General features: G+C 73.2%; 18 protein-coding genes. 4 read left to right on the top strand and 14 right to left on the bottom strand.

What is annotated here, in order from left to right; translation table 11 throughout:
* Window positions 1-38 precede the first annotated feature (38 nt).
* The 8 genes from OG295_RS21925 to OG295_RS21890 all read right to left on the bottom strand — a co-directional run bounded on the left by OG295_RS21925 (window position 39) and on the right by OG295_RS21890 (window position 8,214).
* On the bottom strand, window positions 39-836 hold the full coding sequence (locus tag OG295_RS21925; RefSeq protein WP_371678408.1) for an ABC transporter permease: 798 nt from the start codon (window positions 834-836) through the stop codon (window positions 39-41).
* Complete coding sequence (locus OG295_RS21920) at window positions 823-1,776, bottom strand: 2-aminoethylphosphonate ABC transporter permease subunit (RefSeq protein WP_371678407.1); 954 nt, start codon at window positions 1,774-1,776, stop codon at window positions 823-825. The genes OG295_RS21925 and OG295_RS21920 overlap by 14 nt, the downstream gene beginning before the upstream one ends.
* A complete protein-coding gene (locus tag OG295_RS21915) occupies window positions 1,769-2,818 on the bottom strand; it encodes an ABC transporter ATP-binding protein (RefSeq protein WP_371678406.1) in 1,050 nt (349 codons plus the stop codon). Before OG295_RS21915 ends, OG295_RS21920 begins: the two co-directional genes overlap by 8 nt.
* Window positions 2,815-3,534, bottom strand: coding sequence for a phosphonatase-like hydrolase (locus tag OG295_RS21910; protein WP_371678405.1), 720 nt, complete (start codon window positions 3,532-3,534; stop codon window positions 2,815-2,817). Before OG295_RS21910 ends, OG295_RS21915 begins: the two co-directional genes overlap by 4 nt.
* Complete coding sequence (locus tag OG295_RS21905; RefSeq protein ID WP_371678404.1) at window positions 3,531-4,652, bottom strand: TIGR03364 family FAD-dependent oxidoreductase; 1,122 nt, start codon at window positions 4,650-4,652, stop codon at window positions 3,531-3,533. The genes OG295_RS21910 and OG295_RS21905 overlap by 4 nt, the downstream gene beginning before the upstream one ends.
* Window positions 4,653-4,799: 147 nt before the next feature.
* Window positions 4,800-5,570, bottom strand: a complete 771-nt coding sequence (locus tag OG295_RS21900; protein ID WP_371678403.1) for a GntR family transcriptional regulator — start codon at window positions 5,568-5,570, stop codon at window positions 4,800-4,802.
* Window positions 5,571-5,647: 77 nt separating this feature from the next.
* Window positions 5,648-6,553 (bottom strand): hypothetical protein, encoded by a 906-nt coding sequence (locus OG295_RS21895; RefSeq protein ID WP_371678402.1) that lies wholly within the window; start codon window positions 6,551-6,553, stop codon window positions 5,648-5,650.
* A gap of 521 nt (window positions 6,554-7,074) precedes the next feature.
* A complete protein-coding gene (locus OG295_RS21890) occupies window positions 7,075-8,214 on the bottom strand; it encodes an ROK family protein (protein ID WP_371678401.1) in 1,140 nt (379 codons plus the stop codon).
* A 55-nt stretch (window positions 8,215-8,269) separates the two neighbouring features.
* On the opposite strand from OG295_RS21890, the gene OG295_RS21885 reads away from it, so the two are divergent.
* Window positions 8,270-9,388 carry a Gfo/Idh/MocA family oxidoreductase gene (locus tag OG295_RS21885; protein ID WP_371678400.1) on the top strand — a complete coding sequence of 373 codons (1,119 nt, stop codon included), beginning with the start codon at window positions 8,270-8,272 and terminating at the stop codon, window positions 9,386-9,388.
* A 113-nt stretch (window positions 9,389-9,501) separates the two neighbouring features.
* Here the strand turns inward: OG295_RS21885 and OG295_RS21880 are convergent, their stop codons facing one another.
* The 4 genes from OG295_RS21880 to OG295_RS21865 all read right to left on the bottom strand — a co-directional run bounded on the left by OG295_RS21880 (window position 9,502) and on the right by OG295_RS21865 (window position 12,774).
* Window positions 9,502-10,359: a fumarylacetoacetate hydrolase family protein gene (locus OG295_RS21880; protein ID WP_371678399.1), complete on the bottom strand. Its 858-nt coding sequence runs from the start codon at window positions 10,357-10,359 to the stop codon at window positions 9,502-9,504.
* A 179-nt stretch (window positions 10,360-10,538) separates the two neighbouring features.
* A complete protein-coding gene (locus OG295_RS21875; protein WP_371678398.1) occupies window positions 10,539-11,354 on the bottom strand; it encodes a hypothetical protein in 816 nt (271 codons plus the stop codon).
* Window positions 11,355-11,470: 116 nt separating this feature from the next.
* Window positions 11,471-11,806 (bottom strand): DUF6412 domain-containing protein, encoded by a 336-nt coding sequence (locus OG295_RS21870; RefSeq protein ID WP_371678397.1) that lies wholly within the window; start codon window positions 11,804-11,806, stop codon window positions 11,471-11,473.
* A gap of 95 nt (window positions 11,807-11,901) precedes the next feature.
* Window positions 11,902-12,774 (bottom strand): class E sortase, encoded by an 873-nt coding sequence (locus OG295_RS21865; RefSeq protein WP_371678396.1) that lies wholly within the window; start codon window positions 12,772-12,774, stop codon window positions 11,902-11,904.
* A 56-nt stretch (window positions 12,775-12,830) separates the two neighbouring features.
* On the opposite strand from OG295_RS21865, the gene OG295_RS21860 reads away from it, so the two are divergent.
* Together OG295_RS21860 and OG295_RS21855 are read left to right on the top strand one after the other, a co-directional pair.
* Complete coding sequence (locus OG295_RS21860) at window positions 12,831-13,832, top strand: SEC-C metal-binding domain-containing protein (RefSeq protein ID WP_371678395.1); 1,002 nt, start codon at window positions 12,831-12,833, stop codon at window positions 13,830-13,832.
* A 54-nt stretch (window positions 13,833-13,886) separates the two neighbouring features.
* The gene (locus OG295_RS21855) at window positions 13,887-15,608 is read left to right on the top strand and encodes a DUF262 domain-containing protein (protein WP_371678394.1); all 1,722 of its coding nucleotides are present in this window, start codon (window positions 13,887-13,889) and stop codon (window positions 15,606-15,608) included.
* A 119-nt stretch (window positions 15,609-15,727) separates the two neighbouring features.
* On the opposite strand, the gene OG295_RS21850 is transcribed toward OG295_RS21855, so the two are convergent.
* Together OG295_RS21850 and OG295_RS21845 are read right to left on the bottom strand one after the other, a co-directional pair.
* Window positions 15,728-16,729: a hypothetical protein gene (locus tag OG295_RS21850; RefSeq protein WP_371678393.1), complete on the bottom strand. Its 1,002-nt coding sequence runs from the start codon at window positions 16,727-16,729 to the stop codon at window positions 15,728-15,730.
* Between the two features lie 29 nt (window positions 16,730-16,758).
* Complete coding sequence (locus OG295_RS21845; RefSeq protein WP_371678392.1) at window positions 16,759-17,301, bottom strand: GNAT family N-acetyltransferase; 543 nt, start codon at window positions 17,299-17,301, stop codon at window positions 16,759-16,761.
* A gap of 190 nt (window positions 17,302-17,491) precedes the next feature.
* Here OG295_RS21845 and OG295_RS21840 point away from each other — a divergent pair, with 190 nt between their 5' ends.
* Window positions 17,492-17,668 carry a hypothetical protein gene (locus OG295_RS21840; protein ID WP_371678391.1) on the top strand — a complete coding sequence of 59 codons (177 nt, stop codon included), beginning with the start codon at window positions 17,492-17,494 and terminating at the stop codon, window positions 17,666-17,668.
* Window positions 17,669-17,713 lie beyond the last annotated feature (45 nt).

Genomic DNA, 17,713 nt, shown 5'->3' with positions numbered 1-17,713 from the left:
CGGGGAAAGGGAGTCGGCGGGGGTGGGGCGGGCGGGGATCAGCGGTAGGAGGCCCTGGTGCGGACGCGGGAGACGGCCGGCAGCACCAGGAGGGTGGTCGCCATCAGCACCACGGCCACGGCGGAACCGCCGAAGAGCGAGCCGCGGTCGGTGGCGGTGAACACGCGGACCGGGAGGGGCATCCAGTCCGGCGGGTAGAGCATCATCGTGGCGCTCAGCTCGCCCATGGAGAGGGCGAAGCAGAGCCCGGCGGCCGCGGTGAGGGACGGCAGCAGGAGCGGGAGCCTGACCCGCCACAGCACGTGGGCGGGGCTGGCCCCGAGGGAGGCCGCCGCCTGTTCGTACGCGGGGTCGAGACGAACGATGGCGGCCGAAACCGACTGGTAGGCGAACGCCGTGACAAGGATCGTGTGCGCCAGGATGACGATGGAGGCGGTGCCGTTGAGGAGCACCGGCGGCCTGCTGAAGGCGACGAGGACGGCGAGGCCGACCACCACGGAGGGCACGGCGACCGGCAGCATGAACAGGGCGTCCAGGCAGCGCTTCCCGCGCTTCCTCAGCCCGGCGGCGGCCAGCGCGGCCCAGGTGCCGACGGTGAGCGCGAGCAGGCTGGCGGTCACCGCGGTGACCAGGGAGGTGGTCAGGGCCTGGAGGGATTCGCCCCGGACGGCGGACGCGTAGTTCGCGGTGGTCGGGCCGGAGGGGAAGGCGCCGGACCAGTGGGTGGCGAAGGAGGCGGCCACCACCACGAGGAGGGGCAGGGCGAAGAGGGGCAGGAAGAGGAGGCCGAACAGGCCCCACGCGGCCCAGCGGCCGCCCTTGCTATGCACCAGCACGCTTGCCCACCACCCGGTAGAGGCCGAACAGGCCGACGGAAATCGCGATGTTGACGACGGCGACCACGCAGGCGGCCGCGTAGTCGGATTCGAGGATCGCCTTGCCGTAGATGAGCATCGGGAGGGTCGTGACGTCCTTGGCTCCGGTGAACAGGACGATCCCGAACTCGTTGAGGCACATGACGAGGACGAGACTGCCGCCCGCCGCGAGGGCGGGGAGGGACTCGGGGAGGATCACCTGCCGGACGATCCGGGCGGGGCGGGCGCCGAGGCCGGCGGCCGCCTCCAGCTGTGCGGTGTCCAGCTGGGAGAAGGCGGCGAGCAGCGGGCGCATCACGAAGGGCGTGAAGTACGTGATCTCCGCGAGCAGGACGCCCCAGGGGGTGCTGAGGAAGTGGAAGGGACCGTCGCCGACGCCGAAGAGGTCGGTCCAGACCCCGTTGGCCATGCCGGCCGTTCCGTAGATGAAGAGGAGGGCGAGGGTGATGAGGAAGGAGGGGAAGGAGAGGAAGACGTCGATGAACCTGGCGACGGCCTTGGCTCCGGGGAAGGGCACGAAGGCGATGATCAGCGCGAGCGTGAAGCCGAGCAGGAGGCAGCCGGCGGTGGCGCCCACGGCCAGCCAGACGGTGGTGCCGAGCGCTTCGCGGAACGATGCGGAGGCGAAGACGGAGGCGTACGCGTCGAGGGCGCCGCCGCCGTTCTCGGGGGTGAAGGACTGCCGCACGACCAGCGCGAGGGGATAGAGGAACACCAGCGCGAGTACGGCCACAGGAGGCAGCGCCCAGGCGGCGCGCCCGATCCCCCGCCGGGCCGCTCCCCGGGGCACCGGCGGTGCCGGTGCCCCGGCCGCGTGCGGGGCACTGCGGGGGGCGCCCGGACCGGACTGCCCCGTCGGGGCCGGGGTTCGCGCGGTGGCTCGCCGCGAGGCGTCAGGCATCGCAGACCCCCGCCGCCAGCAGCACCCCGTCGCGGGGTTCGAAGTGCAGGGTCACCTCGTCGCCCAGGGCCGGGGTCTCCCGCAGCTCGGGGAGGTCCGCCTTGACGCGGTGGCCGTCCACGTCGACGTAGAGCCGGTGCGTCGAGCCCCGCCACTGCACCTCGGCGATCGTGCCGCGCAGGGCGTTCGGCCCCTCGCCGAGCCCGAGCAGGTGCGGGCGTACGCACAGGGTGGCCGTGGAGCCCGGCGCGGCGCGGCCCGGGTCGAGGGCCAGCGTGCGGCCCGCGAAGACCGCGCCGCCGTCGGCCACCGTCACCGGGAGCAGGTTCGCGTTGCCGACGAAGGACGCCGTGAACTCGGTGCGCGGCGCCCGGTACAGCTGTTGCGGGGTGCCGCAGTCCTGGAGCCGGGCCCGGTCCATGACGGCGATCCGGTCGGCCAGGGTGAGCGCCTCGACCTGGTCGTGGGTGACGTAGAGGATGGACACCTCGGGCAGTTCGCGGTGCAGCCGGGCCAGTTCCGCCAGCATCCCGGAGCGCAGCTGGGCGTCGAGGGCGGAGAGGGGCTCGTCCAGGAGGAGGACCCGGGGGCGGATGGCGAGGGCGCGGGCGATGGCCACGCGCTGCTGCTGCCCGCCGGAGAGTTCCCGGGGGTAGCGCTTGGCGTAGGCGCCCATCCCGGTCATCTCCAGGGCCTCGGCGACCCGGGCGGGGATCTCCGCCCTGGGGGCCTTCCGGGCCCGCAGGCCGAAGGCCACGTTGTCCTCGACCCGCATGTGCGGGAAGAGCGCGTACTGCTGGACGACCATGCCGATGCCGCGCTTGTGCGGCGGCAGGGCGGTGACGTCCCGGCCGCCGATCAGGATCCGCCCGGAGCGCGGCCGTACGAAGCCGGCGACCGCGCGCAGCGCCGTGGTCTTGCCGGAGCCGGAGGGGCCCAGCAGGGCCATGACCTCGCCGGGTTCGACGGTCAGGTCGAGGGAGTCCAGGACGGTGGTGCCGTCGTAGGCGACCGAGACGGAGTCGAAGCGGATGCCGCTCACACCGGCTCCTCGTCGAGCGGCGCGAGCAGGGCGGGCAGTTCGGCGATGGTGGCGAGGACGTGGGTGGCGCCGGCCCCGGTCAGCGCGGCGCGGTCGTGGGCGCCGGTGAGGACGCCGGCCACGATGCCCGCTCCGGCGCGGTTGCCGCTGAGCACGTCGTAGGCCGTGTCCCCGGCGACGGCCATGTGGCGTACGTCGGCCACGGCGCCGGTGCGCAGGAAGGCGGTCAGCGCCATGTCCGGGTAGGGGCGGCCGCGGCCGCCCGCGTCGGCGGGGCAGAGGGTGAGGTCGGCGAGGTCCCGCCAGCCGAGGGCGTCGAGGATGGCGTCCTGGGTGACGCGGGCGAAGCCGGTGGTCAGGACGACGGTGCGGCCGTCGGCGCGGAGCTTCTCGATGGTCTCGCGGGCGCCGGGGAGCGGGGCGACGAGGCCGCCGTCGACGAGTTCTCCGTAGGCCTGCTCGAAGGCGGAGTTGGCGCGCCGGGCGAGTTCCTCCGTGCCGAAGAGGTGGCGGAAGACGGAGATCTTCGACTCGCCCATGGTGTCGCGCACGTACTGGAGCTTGACGGCGTGGTCGGCGCTGCCGGGCTCGACGCCGAGGTGCCCCGCGGCGTGCTCGAAGGCGCGCTCGACGAGGCCGCCGTCGGCGACGGTGGTGCCGGCCATGTCGAGGACGATCAGGTTCCTGGCGTGGGTGCGGTCGGTCACGGTGTTCACCAGCCCAGTTCGTTCGCGGTGGTCTCGGCTATGGCGGGCGAGCAGGTCATGCCGCGTCCGCCGGGTCCGGTCACCAGCCAGACGCCGTCGCCCACCTGCTGGCGGTGGACGACGCGGCCGGTGTCGGTGCACTGGGCGTACACGCCCGCCCAGCGGTGCCTGACCCGCGGCAGCGGGCGGCCGAGGAAGGCCTCGACCACCCCGGTGAGGTGCTCGTAGGGGTCTTCGAGGGTGTCGAACGCGAACGGGTGCTCGTACTCGTGGGTGTCGCCGATGGTCAGTCCGCCGTCCAGGCGCTGGACCATGAGCAGTTGCATCCTGTGCGCGGCGGCGACCGGCGCCTGTTCCTGTTCGGCGTTGAGGGCGTCGAGGGCGGGGGACGCGTAGGCCGGGTAGTAGCGGAAGCTGTCGGCGTCCGCGACGGAGGTGGTGAGCCGCTCGCCGAGCGGGGCGGTCTGCATCATCTGGAGGCGGACGCGGCGTACGGGCAGGTCGGGGGCGAGTTCGCGGACCAGGCCGGACAGCCAGGCGCCGGTGGCGAGGACGACGGCGTCGCCGCGGTGGACGTCGCCGTGGTCGTCGCGGACGGCGCCGGGGCCGGTGACCTCGCGGACCTCGCGTCCGGGGAGGAAGGTGTAGCGGCCGGAGGCGCGCAGGGCGTCGCGCAGGTGGAGCTGGGCGGTGCGCGGTTCGACGGCCGCGTCGCGCTCGCACCACAGGGCGGCCTCGAAGTCGCCGCGCAGGGCCGGGTTGATCTCCCGGGCCTCGGCGGCGGTGACCAGTCGGTAGCCGCGGGCGGCGGCGTCGGGGCGGGCCACGGCCGCCTCGGCGACGGCGCGTTCACGGGCGTTGCGGACGGGGGTGAGGGAGCCGATGGCACGGAAACCCAGGCCGGGCACCTGCGCGCCGATCCGCTCCCAGAGCTCGCGGGCCCGCAGGGCGGTGTCGAGTTCCTCGCCCCCGGCCCGGCCGCTGACCCAGATCTGGCCGAAATTGCGTAGTGACGCGCCGCGAGCCTCGGCCTCGCGCTCGATCTGGACGACCTCGTGGCCGCGTTGGACTGCTTGCCAGGCGTGCATGGTGCCGACCACGCCGCCTCCGACGACTATGACTCTCACGTCGACCAAGGTGGTGGGGGCCCGTGTCCCGGGGAGGTCGGTCCGGCGACGGGCCGGTGAACAGCCCTCGACGCTTGGACTAGACCCGTTATCGTTCCGTGATCTGAATAGGTCCTGTTTGGGGAGATTGGGATAGTTTCCCGGGGGCTATTCGGGCCGCAGGCGGGTCGTGAAGCTGAACCGGTCACCACGGTAGAGCGAACGCACCCGCTCCAGCGGACGTCCCTCCCGGTCCCGCGAGAAGCGGTGGATGAGCAGCATCGGAAGCGCGGGCGGGGTGCCGATGAGCAGGGCCTCGCGGGGGGTGGCGAGCACCGTCTCCAGCTTCTCGTCGGCGTCCCCGAAGGCGATGCCGAGGCGGTCGTGGAGGTATCCGTAGAAGGAGGAGTCCGGCTGGAAATCGACGTCGAGGCGGGGCGCGCGCGAGACCCGTACGTACGTGCTCTCCAGCCCGACGCGCTCGTCGTCGGCGAGCAGCACGCGCTCCAGGTGCCAGACGGGCTCGCCGGCCTCGGCGCCGATCCCGCGGGCGAGTTCGGGCGGGCAGGGGAAGCGCTCCAGACCGATCAGGTGGCGGCCGGGGCGGCGGCCCTGGCGGCGCACGCCCTCGGTGTAGCTGGCGAGCGAGAGGGGCTGCTCCAGCTTGGGGCCGGCGACCACGGTGCCACGCCCGGAACGGCGGAGCCGGCCCTCCAGCAGCAGCTCGCGCAGGGCCTGGCGGACCGTTTCCCGGGACACCTCGTAGCGCTCGGCGAGATCGCGCTCAGTGGGGAGCGTCCCGCCTTCGCCGAGCTCGTCGAGCAGGTCGGCGACCTGGGCCTTGACGGCGTAGTACTTGGGGACGCGACCGTGCTCGGGGATGCCGGAGCGGACGGGCGAGCCGGGGCGGTGGGCCGGGTACGGGGTCTGTTCTTCCACGGTCGGACTGTACGTGGGGCAGGTGTACGGGGATCGGCGCGTGGGAGGGTGAGGCCCCGCGCGGGGGGCCGGGCCGCTCAGCGGTCCCGGCGTTGCCTGGATTCGGGAGCGGCGGTCGGCACGTGGGTGGCGGGCGTCCCGTGGGGCGCACGCAGACGGCGGGGTTCACGGGGGGAGCGCAGGCGGCGGGCGCCGAGCAGGAGTCCGGCTCCGGCGAGGAGCGCGGCGACGGCCCCGGCACCGTAGATCCACTCCCGGGGGCCGGTGTGGGCGAGGGAGCCGGCCTCGACGGGGTCCTCGTCCTGCGGCCCCCGCACCGAGAAGCGGTACCCGCCGGCCTCGCCGACCCAGTCGCCGTCGTCGCCATGCTCGCCCTTGCGCTGGACCAGGGCGGCGTCGGCGAGGACATCGCCGTGGGGGGCGTCGGGGGCGAAGGCGAGCCGCACCTTGACGGTCGTGGTGCCGCCCGCCGGGACGGAGAAGCCGGCGAACGCGTCGCCGCCGCCGTCGAAGACGGCGATGGTCTCGTCGCGGTCGCTGCGCTCCAGGCTGACGGGGTGGGTGCCGCCGGGCGCGTCGAACTCCATCCGCAGGTGGGCGGGGCGCAGGGCCCGGGCGGTGTCCGTGAACACGATGACGGGATGGATGGCGGTGCACACGCTGCCCGTGCTGTTGGTCAGGTCCAGCAGCCAGGTCTGCGGCTCGGCGCCGGCCCGGTAGACGGGCGGGCCGCCGCGGATGCGGGCGCCGATGGGGAAGGCGCTGCTCTTGCCGTCCCCGCAGCTGGCCTGGATGCGGGAGGGCGGCGCGGGCGCGGGGCGGGCGGCGCTGCCGCCGCCGGTACCGACGTCGGCGGCAGCGGTGGGCGCGCCGGCGGCAGCGGTGGGTGCGCCGGCGGCGAGGAGCAGGGCGGCCATGGCGGTGACGGCCGCCACGGCGGTCTTGGCACCCGGGGGGAGGGCCGTGCGCAGTCGCTGTCCCATGGAAGACCTTCGCTGCTAGCCGGACGGGATGATGATCGGACGAGGCGACAATCACCCCGGCCCTGCCCGCACCCTCCCACGCGTGCGAAATCCCCTTCACACCGCCGCGCCCGAGCCCTCCCGGTTTACGCCCGAACGGCGGCGACGGTCAACCCGCCCGCCTCGACGGGGCCTCCCTGGCGGGTGGGGTGGGGTGCGGTGCGGTGGGGCGGGATGCGGTGGTGTCCGGGACGTAGAACGTGATGCGCTGGCGTGGGGTACCGGCCGGCAGGGCCGGCTCGGAGGGGGCGCGATACATCATGCGGTCCGGGACGACACCCCACTCGGGGGCGCCCCGACCCGGGGCACCCCCGGCCCCGCCTGGCCCCGCCTGGCCCCGGGCGGGGCTGCGTAGCGCGGACTCGGCCCCGGACCCGGGCGGGTCTGCGCAGCCGGGACTGTGCCCCGGACCCGGCCCCGAACCCCACTCCGGACGCCTCCGCCCGGCGCTGGTCGCCGCGGGCACGGCGGCCCGCCCGGGGTCAGGCGTGACCGAAGAGCGGGGCCAGTGCCAGTGCCGCGGCGCCCTCCGCCACCCCCGCCGCCGCACGTTCGACCGGCGGCGCGTCACCCGTCGGCGCCCGGGCCGCCAGGACGGCCCGGACCCCCTCCACGAACACTTCCGGATCGGCGGCCACGACCCGGCCGCCCAGCAGCACCCGGTCCACGTCCAGGAGCGCCACCAGGTTCGCGGCCCCCTCCCCCAGCAGCCGCGCGGCCCCCGTGAGGTCGCCGCGGGCCACCGCGTCCAGGCAGAGCACCTCCAGGCAGCCCCGTCCCCCGCACCGGCACGGCGGCCCGTCCAGCCGCAGCACCTGATGGCCGAACTCCCCCGCCGCCGAGCGCGTGCCCCGGTACACCGCGCCGTCGAGCCGGAGTCCCGCTCCGAGTCCGGTCCCGACATGCAGGTACACGCAGGAGCCGGTCCCGCCGGGTCCCCCGGCCGCCGCGACCGCCGCGTTGGTGTCCTTGTCCAGCGCCACCGGCAGCCCCAGCCGCGCCTCCAGCACCTCCCGCATCGGGTACCCCGCCCAGTCAGGGAACCCCGTCACCGGGCCCAGGACCCCGCTCCGCCAGTCCAACGGCCCGGGCGCGGCCACCCCGACCCCGACCGGCGGCGCGGCCGGCCCGCGGGCGCGGACCCGTACGACCGCCGCCAGGACCGCCTCCACGACGAGGTCCGGGCCCGCCCCGAAGTCCAGCGGTCCGCTCCACTCGTCGACGACGCCGCCCGCGAGGTCGACCCGTACCGCCCGGATCCGGTCGCGGTCCAGGTGGACCCCCACCGCGTACCGGGCCTGCGGAACGAGCCGCAGCAGCGTGCGGGGTTTGCCGCCGGTGGAGGCGCCGCGGCCGGCCTCGGCCACCAGGCCCTCCGCGGCGAGGCGAGCGGTGATCTTGCTGACGGCCTGCGGGGTGAGGCCCGTACGGACGGCGAGTTCGGCGCGGCCCAGGCCCGGCGCCCCCGCCGAACGCAGCAGGTCCAGCAGCAGCGCGTCGTTGTGCCCGCGCAGGGCCGGCAGGTTCGCCCCGCCGCGCCCGCCGCGCCCGCCACGCCCGCCCGCGCGGTCGCCGTCGCCCCCGCCGCCGCCCCCGCTGACGTTGCCCTTGCCCCTGTTCACCCGCCCATTGTCCACCCTCCTTGCACTTACGCAACGCTGTTGCCAAAGTGGAGTCATGAACACCGCCCCCACCAGCCCCACCGCCCCGCTGCGGGTCGCACTCATCGGCTACGGACTCGCCGGCTCCGTCTTCCACGCCCCGCTGGTGTCCGCGACCGAGGGCCTCGTCCTCGACACGGTCGTCACCTCCGACCCCGGCCGTCAGGCCCAGGTCCGCGAGGCCCACCCCGACGTCCGCGTCGCGGCCTCCGCCACCGAGCTGTGGGACCGCGCCGGCGAGAACTCCCCCGCCCCCGGCCTGGTCGTCATCGCCTCCCCCAACAAGACCCACGTCCCGATGGCCACGGCCGCGCTCACCGCCGGCATCCCGGTGGTCGTGGACAAGCCGCTCGCGGCCACCGCCGCCGAGGCCCGGGAGCTCGCCGCGCTGGCCGACCGGACCGGCACCTTCCTGTCCGTCTTCCAGAACCGCCGCTGGGACAACGACTTCCTGACCGTGCGCCGCCTCCTCGCCGACGGCGAACTCGGCGAGGTCCAGCGCTTCGAGTCCCGCTTCGAGCGCTGGCGCCCGCAGCTCAAGGGCGGCTGGCGCGAATCCGGCGCCCCGGAGGAGATCGGCGGGCTGCTGTACGACCTCGGCAGCCACGTCGTGGACCAGGCGCTGGTGCTGTTCGGCCCGGCCGTACGCGTCTACGCGGAAGCCGACCTGCGCCGCCCGGGCGCCGAGACCGACGACGACACGTTCATCGCGATCACCCACGCGAACGGCGTCCGCTCGCACCTCTACGTCAGCGCGACCACCGCCCAGCTCGGCCCGCGCTTCCGCGTCCTCGGCTCCCGGGCCGGCTACGTGAAGTACGGCCTGGACCCGCAGGAGGCCGCCCTGCGCGAGGGGATGCGCCCCGACCGGCCCGCCGACGGCGCGCTGTGGGGCGAGGAGCCGCCGCACCTGTGGGGGCGGCTCGGCTCCGGCGAGTCCCCGCTGACCGGCGGCGGGATCCCGGTGCCGACCGAGCACGGCGACTACCCGGCGTACTACGCGGCGGTCGCGCGGGCCCTGCGCACGGGCGGCCCGGCCCCGGTCACGGCGCACGAGGCGGCGCGGTGCCTGGAGGTACTGGAGGCGGCGCGCAGGTCCTCCCGCGACGGGGTGGCGGTGGACATCGCCGCCTGACGACCTGCCGGCCCCTGCCCCACGGCGTGGCGCGGCGCGGCGTGGCGGACGGCCCGCGCACACGGAAGGGCGGGGCCGCCACCGGCGGCCCCGCCCCTCGTCCCCCGTCGGCGCTACGCGGCCTTGAACTCCTGGCGCTGGCGCCCGAGGCCCCCGATCTCCACCTCCACGACGTCACCGGCCCGCAGGAACGGCTTCGGCTCCGGCCGGCCCGCGGCCACACCGGCCGGCGTGCCGGTGACGATCACGTCGCCCGGGTACAGGGTCATGAAGTGGCTCAGGTACCGCACGACCTCGCCGACCGGGAAGATCTGGTCGGAGGTGTGACCGTCCTGCTTGAGCTCGCCGTTCACCCACAGCCGCACGTCCAGCGCCTGCGGGTCCGGGACCTCGTCGGCGGTGACCAGCCAGGGGCCGAGCGGGGTGAAGGTCTCGCAGTTCTTGCCCTTGTCCCAGGTGCCGCCCCGCTCGTTCTGGAAGGCGCGCTCGGTGACGTCGTTCGCCAGCACGTAGCCGCCGACGTGCGCGAGCCCCTCCGCCGCGGAGTCCAGGTAGCGGGCCGTGGCGCCGATGACGACGCCGAGCTCGGCCTCCCAGTCGGTCTTCACGCTGCCGCGCGGGATCAGCACGGTGTCGTCCGGGCCGACCACGGTGTCCGGGGACTTGAGGAAGACGATGGGCTCCGGCGGAGCCTGCGCGCCGACCTCGGCCGCGTGCCCGTGGTAGTTCAGCCCGATGCCCACGATCTTGCCGATCCGGCCGACCGGGGAGCCGACGCGCAGCCCTTCGGCGTCCAGCTCCGCGAGCTCGCCGGCCGCCGCGGCGTCCCGTACGCGGGACAGTACGGAGTCGTCGGCGAGCAGGGCCCCGTCCACATCCGTGATCAGGCCGGACAGGTCGCGCAGGGTCCCGTCCTGGTCGAGCAGCGCGGGGCGCTCCGATCCGGCGGGTCCGACACGCAGCAGCTTCATGGACATTCTCCCGTGGTCGAGGGTGGTCGGCCCATGGGCATGCCCCGGGCCGGACGATGGGTTGCGGCCATCGGAGGATTGGTCGATCCTCCAAGATGACCGACCAATCTGCAAGACCCTGTTCACAGACTGGAACGCCCACCCCTCCAGCGCCCGCCCCGGACCGCCGGCCGGGGCGGCTATCCCGCGGCCCGGCCCGCCGCCGCCACCTCTCCGCCCGGCCGGGCGGCCCGGTCCTTGCGGTGCTGCAGCCAGGCCCGCTCCGCGACGGACCACGCCGTGGTGGTCAGCAGGTACAGCCCGGCCGCCAGCGGCACCACGGCGGCCGTGATCAGCGTCCCGAACGCCAGCAGGGGCAGTACGCCGCCCAGCTTGCGCATCGCGGCCTGCTGCTCGGCACTCAGCGCGGCCGGCGCCCCGGCGCGACCCGCGCCGAACCCCGCCCCGGCCCCGCGCGGACCACCCTTCACCCCGCGCGAACCGCCCTTGCCCCCGCCGGGCACGGCCTTCCCCACGCCGGGCACGGCCTTGCCCCCGCGCGGACCGGCCACCGGCAGGACCGGCACCGCGGGCGCGGCCGCGGCGGCCCGCCGCCCGCGCACCGCGCTCCACGCGGCCACCACCCCGACTGCGGCGAACAGCCCCAGGAACACCAGCCCCTGCGGCCCGAACGGACCGCCCTCCCCGAGGGCATCGGCCCACCGGGATCCGAGCGGAGCGGCGAACAGCCGGTGCCCCAGCAGCTCGTTGGCCGCGCCGGCCACCTCCGAGGAGGAGAACGCCCGGTACATCACGAAGAACACCGGCAGCTGCAGCAGCGTCGGCAGGCAGCCGGCCACGGGCGTCGCCCCGCGGAAGGCGGCACGGCTCAGGGGGTGCAGGGCGAGCCGTACGAGCACGGTGAACAGCACGATCGCGGCAGCGGTCGCGGACTCGGCCAGTACCGGCTCCATGAGCCGGCCCAGCTCGGCAACAAGATGGGTGAAAACGGACACGCGGGCCCTCCGAGGGGTCTCGTCGAACGTCGAAGAAGGTGCATTTCGGCGCGACGACCCGCGAGGGGCGACGACAGTGATCAGTGAGCAGAAGGCGAGGGAAGTACTGCGCGCCCCTACGCGGCCGTCAGGACGGGACGGCCCGGAGCCCTGGGCCGCGACCGGCCCGAGGCGTCGGGATCGCGCTGCGGCAGGAAGGCCGTGCGCTGCTCGCGATCACGGATCGCGGTGCGTATTCGGTGCGGCGGCACGGACCGCACGAGGGAGGCCGCCAGCGCGGCGGCCCCGACGGCCACGGCCGCGGCCAGCGCGACCACGGCTGCGGCCAGGGCGTTCTCCCCCGACATCAGGCCGAGGATCCCGCCGAACACCAGCAGGGCGGCGAGCAGGGCACCCGCCCGCGAGGAGACCAGGAAGGACAGCAGGGGCCGCGCGTCGGCTCGTCGGGACATCCGGACCGCCCCCTCCCCTTCCACGAGCCCCGAACTCCCTTACGAGACCGGGTACTCACGACCGATCCTAACGGGCCCCACCGACAACGGCGCCGCTAGGACCTGAGCGTGCCCCAGACCACCAGCCGGTACTTGGAGGTGTACTCGGGCGTGCACGTCGTCAGCGTGATGTACGAACCCGCCTCCGCGTAACCGGCGTCGGGCCGGACCGTGCTGTGCGGCACGGGCGCGATCACCCCGGTGTCCCGCTCGGTGGTCTCGTTCAGCACCTTGCCCACCACGTACGTGTACCGCCGCCCCCGGACGTCGACGAGCAGCTCGTCGCCCGCCCGGAGCCGGTTGATGTAGCGGAAGGGCTCCCCGTGCGTGTTGCGGTGCCCGGCCAGCGCGAAGTTCCCCGCCGCCCCGGGCTGCGCGGTCCCCGGGTAGTGGCCGACGTAGCCCTTGTCCAGCACGGTCCGCTTGTCGACGCCCTGGGCCACGGGCACGGTCAGGCCGAGGCGCGGAACGCGCAGCACGGCGTACGCCTCCTCGCGCGCCGGAGCCGGAGCCGAAGCCGGCGCGGACCGCTCGCCGCCCCCCGCCGACCGGCCGGGCACCGGAACACTCCCGCGCCCGGCACCGGGCCGGCCCGACGCCCCCTCGACCACGGGCACGTCCGACACGTCCCCGTCACCCCCGCCCGCATCCGCACCCGCATCCGCACCCGCACCGACATCCGCCCCACCCCCCGGGCCGGGCTGCCGCGCTCCCCCCGCACCCCAGGCGTGCTCCAGCTCCCGCACCTGCTCCTGGGCGGCCGCGACGGCCTGGCGGTTCGTCCACCACACCTGGTGCACCACCAGCAGCGCCACCACCACGCCCACCGTGGTGATCGCCTCGGCACCCACCCACAGCAGCCGCGCGAGAGCGCCCCAGCGCCCCCGCCGGCCGCCCCCCTGCACCACCACACGCACTCGATCCCGCACGGCCCGCACCTTAAGACCTCCCCCCTCAACTGACCAGCGGCAGTACGGTGTGAACCATGCGCCCCGACACGCCTGCCGAGCACATCGCCGAAGCCGAGCGCCTCATCCGCACGGCGACCCGCTATCCCGAGGACCAGGAGCCCTTGCTCCTCCAGGCCGCGGCCCACCTCGAACTGGGCGACGCACGCGAGCGGGCGAGCACCCTCTACGACCAACTCCTGGCCGACGCACCCGCGAACCCGCACCTCATCAAGGCCCTGCAGGCCGCGAACCTCTGGGAGTACGGCCACGAGGCCGAGGCCCGCGCCCTGATCTCGGGCATCCGCGCCGCCGCCCCCGCGGACCCGGCGCCCTGGGAGGTGATCGCGGAAGCCCTGGAGGCCCACGACGAGCTGGAGGCCTCGCACGAGTGCTTCACCGAGGCGGCCACCCTCCTCACCTCGGAGGACACCCCCCTCACCCGCTCCACCGCGGCCCTCCTCACCGGCCGCCACCGCGTACGCCGCCTCCTCGGACTCCCGCACGACGACTGGGACATGGTCGCCGACACCCGCCACTCGGGCCCGATCCCCCTCGACGAACTCCACGACCCGAAGCGCATCTGGGCCCTGGGCTCCGACGACCCGGCGGAACTGCGCGCCGAGATCGCCCGCCTGCGCGCCGAACTGGGCGACCGCCGCGCCGCCCTCTCGCGCCCCTTCCCGGTGGCGATCCTCCACTGGCCCCAGCGCGAGCTCGCGGAACTCGTCGCCTCCTACCCCACGCTCGCGGCGGAGTACCCGTCCCACGCGGCCCACCTCGCAGCCACCGAAGCCTCGCTGCGCGCCCTGGCCGCCTCGGGCACCACCAACCTCGGCATCGTCACGGGCAGCGTCCCCTCCTACGAGGCCTTCGCCGCCTCGGAGAAGACCTCCCCGGCCTCCCCCTCCCTCCTGGCGGAATACGCCACCACCCTCGCGGCCCGCGGCAAGGCCACCCCCTGGCCCCCCACCCCCACCACCCCCTGCTGGTGCACCTCGGGCAAGCCCTACGCGGAATGCCACGGGGACACGAAATAACGAAACACTAGGCACTTCCCTGTCGACAGACGACTTGAGACCGCAAAGGAATCCATGACCAGCGCATACGAATCCGATCCAATTTTTCAGACCAATCCACTTCAGGTACTGAATATTGTGACACGCATTCAAAGCCGGGAAATCGCCCTCCCCGACTTTCAACGCGACTTCGTGTGGGATTCCACTCGCACCGCAGAACTCCTCGGTTCCATCATGTCCCGCTACCCCGTAGGGACGCTGCTTTTCTGGGAACAGGGGGAGGGGCAAGCTTTCGCCAGTCGAAGCTTCGACGGAGCCCCCACGGCCTCAAGCAGCCCACCGTCAACGCTAGTCCTCGACGGCCAGCAGCGCCTCACCTCTCTTTACCAAGCCCTCACGGGATCGGGCGACGAGCGATATTTCATCAAAGTCGACGAGTTCGTCGACATCCCGTCGCGCACCGTGCGCGAAGTCCCGGACGTGGATTTCGAAAAGGCGATCTTCTCCATGCCTGCCGCAACCAAATCGGGCAGCAAATTCCAGAAGCTCACCTCATCCCATCTCCCTATCTGCGACGTTCACCAGTTCGACGACTGGCTGGACGACTATGCGGAAACGATAGGAAACGACTCGAAACTTCCGCTCACCGCGAAGGAAGCGAAAAGCCTATACCGCGAGATGCGGGACAAGTACATTAGCCCGCTCAAAACATACGGCCTCCCCGTTCTCACCCTCCCCAGCTCAACTTCCATGGATGCCGTTTGCACTATCTTTGAGACGCTAAACAGGACCGGGAAGCCACTGGGTCCGTTCGAACTCCTAACGGCGCGCTTTTTTCCTCAGGGAGTAAACCTTCGCGACCTCTGGGACGAGGCTGAGGCAAACCATAAGGCCCTCAAGGAATTCCGCATTGACCCATACAACGTACTGCAGGCCATCTGCCTGAGAGTGCGCGGTAGCGCCCAGCGGTCAGACGTCCTCAAGAAGCTGAGCGGCGATGATATTAAATCCCACTGGGAAAGCGCGACCGCAGGGTTTGCGGGCGTGATTGGGATGCTGCAGGCCGACTGCGGGGTCACCACCCAGAAGTGGCTCCCGTATGGAATGCTCCTCACGCCGATGGCTGCCGTTTGGGATAAACAGAAGGAACTGAAGCCACTGGAGCGATCCCAGGCTCTGCGTCGACTCCAACGGTTCTTCTGGGCTAGCACCTTCACAACCAATTACGACCAGGGCGCCAACAGTCAGATGGGGGCCGACTACTCACGTCTCGCCAAGTGGATCGTCAACGGTGAGAGCGAGGCACCCGAAGCCGTCAACGAGCTACCCATCAACGCAACGACCCTGCGCACGGCAACGGTGCGACGTAAGGCGCTATACTCTGGCCTGATCTGCCTACTCATCAAAAACAGGGCCGCCGACTTCCACACCGGCCAGAGCATGACGGCGACTCGCGCGCTTGAGGCCGAGTCGCACCACATTTTCCCGAAGGCATATCTCGCCAAACAGTCAAATTCGGAAAGCTCCGAGCTGATGCTCAACCGCGCCCTCATAGACGGGGAAACAAACCGAATCATCGCGAGCCACGCGCCGAGCACATACATGGAGAAGATGAAGACTGCCTATGGTGAGCACCGACTGGCGGACGTCCTGGCGTCACACGCCATCGCGGGCCAGCCGGCTGGCGGACTCCTGAATGATGACTACTCAATGTTCCTGGATGAGCGGCTGGAAATCGTTATCCAGCTCATCGAGGAGGCCACAGGGAAGGTCATTCAGCGCGAAGCGACCCACTAGGGCCTTTCCTTCGGATCACCTCGCTGACCAGATGAAGATGGAGGCGAGGCGATCTGAAGGAAACGACCTGGTCGCCCCCCTCTTAGTCTTTAGAGCATCGTGACCACGCCCTCGCTCGCTTAGGAATCCAAGGGCAGGGCCAGCTGTTGGTGGCCGCGGGCCAGGGCTGTGGGTGGGGTTCGGCGGGGGGTGGTGAGGGTGAGGAGGGTGCGGAGGGCCGCGATGACTTCCGCCGGGGTGTCGCGGATCATCGACGGGGTCGCGCTGACCACCAGGACCCCGTGGGACTCCAGGCGCAGCCGGCGCCGGAGTGTGGCCTGCCAGGCGTCGCGGGTGTAGTGGTACTCCGCCGAGTCGACCTCCAGGGCCACGCCCTCGTCGGGCCAGTAGGCGTCCGGGGTGGCCAGGAAGGTGCCGTCCGGGGTGTAGAGGCGGGCGTTCCACAGGGGGGTGGGGAGGTCGGTACCGGTGAGGACGTCGCGGGCGCGGGCCTCGGCGACCGAGCGGACCCCGGCGAGGAGTTCCGTCGCCGCCGCGCGGATCTCGGGACGGGCCAGGAGGCGGGAGGCGCGGAGTTCGGCGTGCAGGTCGTGCGGGTGGCACCAGCCGGCCTGGACGACCTGGGCCAGTACCGAGCGGATCCGGTCGGGGTGGGGCGCGCGCGCGGCGAAGTCGGCGGCGGCCCGGACCGGGCGGGTGCTGGGGATGCCGGACACCGTGAGGGTGCGGGGCCAGCGGCTGGTGGGCCGGGGCCGGACCTGCGGGAGCGCGGCGAGCCGGCGCGGGGCGCGGATCACGACGTCGGCGGGGACGTCCGGAGCGTCCCGGATGCCGAGGAGGGCGAGGGCGGCGGCGCCGGTGAGGGCCGCCGTGTCGCCGGAGAGCGGGTCCGCGGCGGGCTCGGCGGCGTACAGGACAGCGGCCAGGGCCCGTTGGCGGTGGTCCGGCGGGCCGGTCTGGAGGAGGTAGACCCGGGGCAGCAGGCGTTGCCAGGGGCCGCCGGGGCGGGTGCGGGAAGTGAGTGTGGCGCCGGGGATCCCGGCGGTGGTGATGAGCTGGTGGCGGGTGGCGAGGCCGAGCTGGCGACGGGCCACCGGTACGGGTTCCTTGAGCGTGATCACGGCCCCGGTATGCCCGTGCGGGCGGCGGTCTACCTGTCGCGGCCCGGGTGATCGGGGGACAGGAAGACGACCACGCCGCTCTCGGTGCCCGGGAGGGCGGACACCTCGTGCCAGCCCAGGCGGCGGTACGTGGCCACCGTGTCCGTGGCCAGCCGCGAGGTCAGCAGCCAGGCCCGGCGCTGCGGGGCGTCCGCGGTGATCTCGGTGAGCAGGGCCCGGCCGGTGCCGTGGCCGCGCGCGTAGGCGCGTACGGCGAGTTCGTCTATCTCCAGCGCCCCGACGAGGAGTTCCCGGACCCGTTCCGCGCCGAGCTGGGCGGCGACCTGCGGGTAGGCGCGGGTGCGCGGGAAGGGGGCGCCGGTCAGCCAGCCGGTGGCGAACCCGTCGATGCCGGTCGCGGACTGGGCGAAGGCCGTACGGAAACCGGGGCGCCGGACGTCCGCCTGGAGGCGCGTCGAGAACTGGCGAATGGTTTCTTCGCCTTCGTTCCAGGGTGGCGCGGAGAAGACGTCCGCGTAGGCGTCGACCAGCTCGTCCGCGAGGTCGAGGACGGCCCGTCCGTAAGAGATCACGCTGTCGGCTCCTGGGGGGGGATGGGTGGGGTGCGGGTGGCGGGTGGTGAGTTGAGGGGGTTTCCTCCTGGAAGACCGAATCTACGCCCAGGAAGTTCCCGCTCCCGTGGGTGCGCAGAAACGGCGAGTGTGCGACAAATCGGCCGCGCGGCGTCCGTGTCGCGGACGGGTGTGGGGCGTTGAGCAGCCCGTGGACAGACTGCTGCGGGCGACGGGCCGGTGCGCGCTCGCGTTCCTCCTCGTCCTCGGGATCGTGGCGCTGCTGCCGCGCGCGGTGCGGGAGGCGGTGCCGGACGCCGTGGTCGGCGGGGCCGTGCTCCTGCTCGGGGCGGTGGGTGTCCGGCGGGCGTCGAGGGGCCCGCGTTAGCCTCGTAGGCGACCCATCGAATGATCGAATGATCGAATCAGCAGA

The sequence above is a fragment of the Streptomyces sp. NBC_01276 genome, from assembly GCF_041435355.1.
Taxonomy (GTDB): Bacteria; Actinomycetota; Actinomycetes; order Streptomycetales; family Streptomycetaceae; genus Streptomyces.
This window is presented reverse-complemented; position numbering and strand designations above follow the sequence as displayed.